This is a genomic window from Paraglaciecola sp., from assembly GCF_030730205.1.
Taxonomy (GTDB): Bacteria; Pseudomonadota; Gammaproteobacteria; order Enterobacterales; family Alteromonadaceae; genus Paraglaciecola.
Map to the genome: position 1 here is coordinate 1 of NZ_JANQVQ010000034.1, position 5,580 is coordinate 5,580.

Here is a 5,580-nt window from a genome sequence, read left to right on the forward strand (position 1 = left end):
TTCATATTATTACATTGGTAAACATAAACACTCAGATCAAACGCAGTGGCACGCTCAAGCGGTAACCCACGCCGTGATCAGCCACCACGATGGACTCTAGCGACAGGCCTTGCTTGTATTTGCTGCGCAAACGACTTAGAAGTATCACGGGTATTATCAAAGCAACTAGGGCAATCAATAGAGTTCATACCCGCGCAGATAAAGCAGCAATAGCTTGCCAATACTAATCCAATGGATTAGTACTAATCATGATCGAAATGAACTCCATTGCTGAGTTTCCCCACCCACATACGCTTAGCTGACAAACAACTGAGTCGTGTTGAGCGCCAAGATACTATCGACTACTTGGCTGAACACCCAAAGGCTGGCGACTTAATGGAAGGGACAGGAGGCGTTATTTGTCAAAGGCGAAAATCTAATCTAACTAAGTCAGAACGTAATGAGCTGTCTGGTCTAATTGATCTGTTGGTCGATGTCTGGAGGAGGAAGAAATCATGAGCAATGCATTTGAAAGTATTAAGCAGGGCCTGCAAGAGGCTATCAGCCATGCCCAAGGTGATGTAAGTCATTTACGCACTCATCGTCCACGTGCCATCGACGTCAAGGCTGTGCGCAACAAAACGGGGATGACTCAAGAGCAGTTTGCTGCTCGATTCGGCTTCTCTACGCCAACGCTTCGACATTGGGAGCGTGGCGACCGTACTCCGCGTGGCCCCGCACTGATTTTACTCAACGTCATAAAGCGTAACCCGCAGGCTGTTATTGACGCCCTACTCTGATACGCATGTCTGGTGTATAGGATACTCAGACACGGCATCATGGATGAAGTGTTGGCGTAGCTCGCAGCCATCTTGCTATAACCGTCACTAACTTGCTTGATATTCTGCGCTGTATCAGCTTGCTTGATGCACGCGAACATTTCATAAAACGACGAACGGCAAAATGCGTTACAAAACAGACAAAGAACGACGCCATTGACTGAGCTTATCAATCCGAATTAAAGCAAATATTGTTTTGAGATTTAACAAAAGCGCAATCGCTTCTGCCAACAAAGCTGGCCATGCCTGCCATATTAAATCATTAGCCATCCACGCAATACTTGAAGCCAGCAGGAAAAGCCTGAGTTGGACTCCTGAAAAATAAAAAAGGGCAATCGTTGTGTTAATTGCCGAAAACGCTGGAAGAAGTGAAAGTGGTCCTTGCCACGAGAATACAAGCGACGACAGAAATATAGCCATAAATACGCTAAAAACCCAAAGCTTCCGCGCAGAATGATACCCAGATGCAAGTGTTCGAATCGCTGTCAAAAACATCATGACTGCAGCCGTATAGGCACTCAACATGAGGTACATTAACGTCCATAACAATGCACCTAATGCTGACCATCTTCGTAGTTCAACATCAGCAGCTTGCAGATAAGCTCGCCACTCAGCACAAGCGGCTACTAAGCCAATCAAATAGGCGCCTGTTAGTATCACGCTAACTGAAGTATTCGATAAATTGGTAAATAATCCGCAAGAAATTTTGAAGCCTGACGCTCTAACTCTTTCAGTATATCTTTGTCAGTCTCAATCGCCTGACTCTCTTTAAGTAATCGCACACCTTGAGACTTGAGTAACGTTAACAATGCTTTCGCCATCGCTTTAGGCTGCTCTACGCCACGATGCACTTCACCTAAAAATAATTGATGAAAACGACTCACCGAGACAGCCCCACCGGTCATTGGGCTAGCCAAGAAGGAGGGTTCATTATGGCTGCGAGCACGCCTAATTAACTGATCATTAATACTTCGGGCCGATGATTGCGCACGCAAAACCTCACTACTATCTGGAATCAACGCAACAGCACCAGCCGCCATAAATACCATGGCACCTTGCACAACTTGGCTAAAACTAATCCCTTTATGCTCAAGTGACGCTGCTAAATCACCCAATGTTTTGATGCAATGATCACTTAAACTATCAACAATGACGCCATAAACTGAGGTTTGTAACGTGGCTTCACCCAAGCTACCTCTTACTTTTAAGCTGACATCAGCACCGGGCTGAACCAGTAGCAAACGCAGCGCCTTCAAGTGTTCAATTTGATCTAAGCTGCTTAATGGCTGTCGACCCTTGACCCAATAATCACGTCGAAACTGCTGATTGACACAAAAATCACGGACGGTTTGTCGAAATAATGGATCGGGAATATCGTCTAAAAGCACTTGCTGCTCTTTCGTCAAATTCACAACATCTATGGCGTCGATAAGATTCGCAGAACACGCCCAGCTAAGCTTTGCGGGCGCTAACCACTCAGACACTGACCGAAACGACATGGGGTACCATTCGTTATTGAAATACTCATGTGCAACGTAATGGCGGTTTTGCTTTTTAATATGACTCAGACGTTCAGCTATTTGCGGATTTGATTGTGCAAATTGTGGATTTACCGCTAACAATCGATCTGCGAAATCTAAGGCTCCATCAATACGTGGCACAATTCCAGAACCATCAGCGCTCATTGTGTCTGCATGAGCACTTAAAAGTTCCTGCATAGGGACCATAGCTGCCCAGCCTGGCTGCGTGTTGTAACTGATATACAAAACACCACCGACTTTGAGTTTACGACGAATGAAATCAACGATGATTCGACGATTCTCGTCAGACACCCAACTCCATATCCCATGTAATCCAATAAAGTCGAATTCAGGTAGATCTTGGCGAGTACAAAACTCATCAAATGCCTGATCCACTAAGTGCGCTGAGGCGCCAGACTGAGCGGCAAGATTTTGTGCAAAAGCTGCATGGGCTGGATTAAAGTCTGTTCCGTGCCATTTTGTGACCGTTGCAGCAGCGTGTAAATTGACACTGATACCCTGACCAAAACCCAACTCACAAGCAGTACCCACCTCAGGCGGAGTTAAGCCAGCATTTAAAAATGCTAGCTTTAATCGCAATGGATTTAATTCAGGGTAATAACCATACGTATAAGCAATGTCAGCAACATAGCCTTGAGTCCAATCTGTCATCACGACTCCTGTGCTGGGCGTAGACAAAACGTTACGCCCAGCTCGGTTTTATTGTTTAATCTGAAAAACCCAGGTGTTATGGCTGCTCTGAACCAACTGACCCGATACATTCATTTCAAGGCTCTTCAACGGATTAGCATGATTAATCAATGCTTGCCCAGAGGAACCATTGCCAGACGTACTCAGACCCAGTGGTTGCAACAGATGATCCATAAATTGACGACTATTGGCTAAGTTGCCACCAACAACACGCATATTCAGTCGTAACAACGCTGCCTCAACTGCGTTCTCGCCTAACAGCAACTCAAAGAATGGGCGATCAACATTCTCTGAATTTACATTCAAGAAGAATGCCTGCACATTGCCACCCTCTGGCACATTACTGGTAATCATTGGTGCCGTTAGTTGCACCGTGCCATTCCCCGTTGCCGCAAGATTACCTATCGCTAAGGTTTGAGCTGCTTGATAATCGACGACGCCAGAGACAACACTTGAGCGTGCATCACGGTCCATATCAATGTTGCCGACAGTACTGATTACCGAGACTGAGCCTCGACCAGTTGCAGAGATATCGCCCGCTTGATCAACATCACCTGTGGCCTGCAACGTTATATTGCCACCATCAATGTTGCTAACGTCTGATGCGATATCGAGTTTGCCATCGGTGCGAATAATCACATCACCACCGGCCACTGTAATGGGGTCTAGTGTTAAATCGCCTTTGTTATCGACAAACACTCCACCCGCCGATGTTTCAGCGTTTAAAAGATCAATTTCTGTTTCAATGAATCGGCGCGGCTGGCCTACACCTTGCGCTGCACTTACTGTTAGCGACTTAGCCTTAAAATCAACATCACGTGTTGTGTCATCATCAAGGTCGGCATCAACAATCGCGCCGGCCAGCGTGCTCAAATTAACCGCTTCCACCGCTTCAACTAGGCCAATCCCTAAGTCGCCTGTTGTTGACGATAGCGTGACATTTTCACCTTTCAAATTGACTTGCGTAATACCGTCTTTTTCGGTCAGCTCAATATCACCTAAAGCGATAACATTAAGTAATGCGCCCGCTTCCGTATTAATATCAGTCACTGAACCTTGCAGTGCCGTCAACTTAATCTCGTCACCAGCAAGACGATTAACATCGTTGCCAATCAGGTCACCGTTTGTGATAACGAAATTGACATTATCAGCTGTAGCGACTTCATTAAGGCTTAATTCTCCATCTTGTGCCAACACAATATCACCGGACGTACTAGTGGCCGTAAGTGTGTTGGTTTTCAGCGTTAGTGGCGTGGTGACATCTGCAGTTTGACTACCAATACCAGTGCTGGCCGACAGAATCGTGTTCGCGGCTGTTACTGCGGGTGCCATGGCAGTCGAATCCTGCACAATATTGGCCTCTGCCGAGGTCAAAATCGCCTTGGCGTCTTCGCCTTTGGCCACCACCTGAGCGACAGTCATTGCACCAGCCGAGCTCACAGTAACATCACCGTCAGCAGTTTCTACCTTATTCAAGGTAATGCCGTTGGCTTCATTGATGACGATATCGCCCATGTTGGACAACACCACATCGGCAGTAGTCACATCAGTACGAATATTGACACCATCGACTGCTTTAACCGTCAAATCAGTGGCTGCAATTTGACCCGCAGGCACGGTGGGCATGACCAACGAATTCGCTTCCGATGTGGTCAGCTCACCTTTCACATCGAAATTGGCGGCACCCGTAATCGCTACATCACGCGCCAAGACGTCATCACCCGCTTTTAGGTCAAAACTACCTGATGTTGTGCTGACGTTTGCTAGTTCAATGGCATCGACTTCATCAATTGTGATATTGCCGATACCGGTGACTTTCGCAAACAGCTTGCCAATGCTGGTTCGCAAAGCATTACCAATCCCTTTTCCAGCAGTGGCATCTAACGTACCCGCATGGACATGCAACTCAGTATTTGGTTGACCTGTGATTGCACCTTGTGTAGCCGTTAGCGTGACGGTATTGTCATTTGAAGCACTAATTGCAGCGACATTGACATTGTTAGCAGCCGTTAGCGTGATGTTGCCGCTACCAACCTCGATACTTGTAGCTGAAAGCTTAGTATCCAGATTCGCATCACGCATCGTGATGTTGCCACTACCTTCAACACCCATCGCGACTTTAGCCGTCAGCAACACGTTGCCTTCAACTAACTTGCTATTAGCATTCTGCAGAATGTTACCAGCATTCGCTGTCAGAGTTAGATCACCATTGGCTACCGTGATATCCGCGTTCTGCATAATTGAGGTCGCCGCAGCCACCGTAATGTTGCCATCAGCGAATACACCATCCTCGGTACGATCAGCTGTCGCAACCGTTGTCAGCGTATCATTCAGCGTGACCGAGCCCTTCATCGCTGTCAGATTGATGTTGCCATCATTGGTCGCTACCGCATCACCAATGGTGATATCAGTCGCTGCCGTTAGCGTGATGTCACCATCAATATCCATCACCTCAGTATCGATGCTGGCTACTTGGCCCTTAGCTGTAATCAGCGCATCAGTATCCGTTGTGATCGAACCACGTGCTGTAG

Annotated in this window: 5 protein-coding genes; 2 read left to right on the forward strand and 3 right to left on the reverse strand. The window is 46.9% G+C overall.

Annotation, left to right across the window (positions count from 1 at the left end):
- Positions 1-267 precede the first annotated feature (267 nt).
- Both NWQ57_RS03610 and NWQ57_RS03615 read left to right on the forward strand, forming a co-directional pair.
- Complete coding sequence (locus tag NWQ57_RS03610) at positions 268-498, forward strand: hypothetical protein (protein WP_306020694.1); 231 nt, start codon at positions 268-270, stop codon at positions 496-498.
- Positions 495-779 (forward strand): DNA-binding transcriptional regulator, encoded by a 285-nt coding sequence (locus NWQ57_RS03615; RefSeq protein ID WP_306020695.1) that lies wholly within the window; start codon positions 495-497, stop codon positions 777-779. Before NWQ57_RS03610 ends, NWQ57_RS03615 begins: the two co-directional genes overlap by 4 nt.
- A gap of 168 nt (positions 780-947) precedes the next feature.
- Here NWQ57_RS03615 and NWQ57_RS03620 read toward each other — a convergent pair whose 3' ends face one another.
- The 3 genes from NWQ57_RS03620 to NWQ57_RS03630 all read right to left on the reverse strand — a co-directional run.
- The gene (locus NWQ57_RS03620; RefSeq protein ID WP_306020696.1) at positions 948-1,457 is read right to left on the reverse strand and encodes a YgjV family protein; all 510 of its coding nucleotides are present in this window, start codon (positions 1,455-1,457) and stop codon (positions 948-950) included.
- 17 nt (positions 1,458-1,474) lie between these two features.
- Positions 1,475-3,010 carry a class I SAM-dependent methyltransferase gene (locus tag NWQ57_RS03625; protein WP_306020697.1) on the reverse strand — a complete coding sequence of 512 codons (1,536 nt, stop codon included), beginning with the start codon at positions 3,008-3,010 and terminating at the stop codon, positions 1,475-1,477.
- A gap of 48 nt (positions 3,011-3,058) precedes the next feature.
- The coding region (locus NWQ57_RS03630) for a hypothetical protein (protein WP_306020698.1) at positions 3,059-5,580 on the reverse strand (2,522 nt) is incomplete at its 5' end.

Bases quoted from the DNA above. Each gene is read 5' to 3' on its own strand.
- NWQ57_RS03625 (WP_306020697.1), bottom strand. From the start codon at position 3,010: ATGACAGATTGGACTCAAGGCTATGTTGCTGACATTGCTTATACGTAT.
- NWQ57_RS03615 (WP_306020695.1), top strand. From the start codon at position 495: ATGAGCAATGCATTTGAAAGTATTAAGCAGGGCCTGCAAGAGGCTATC.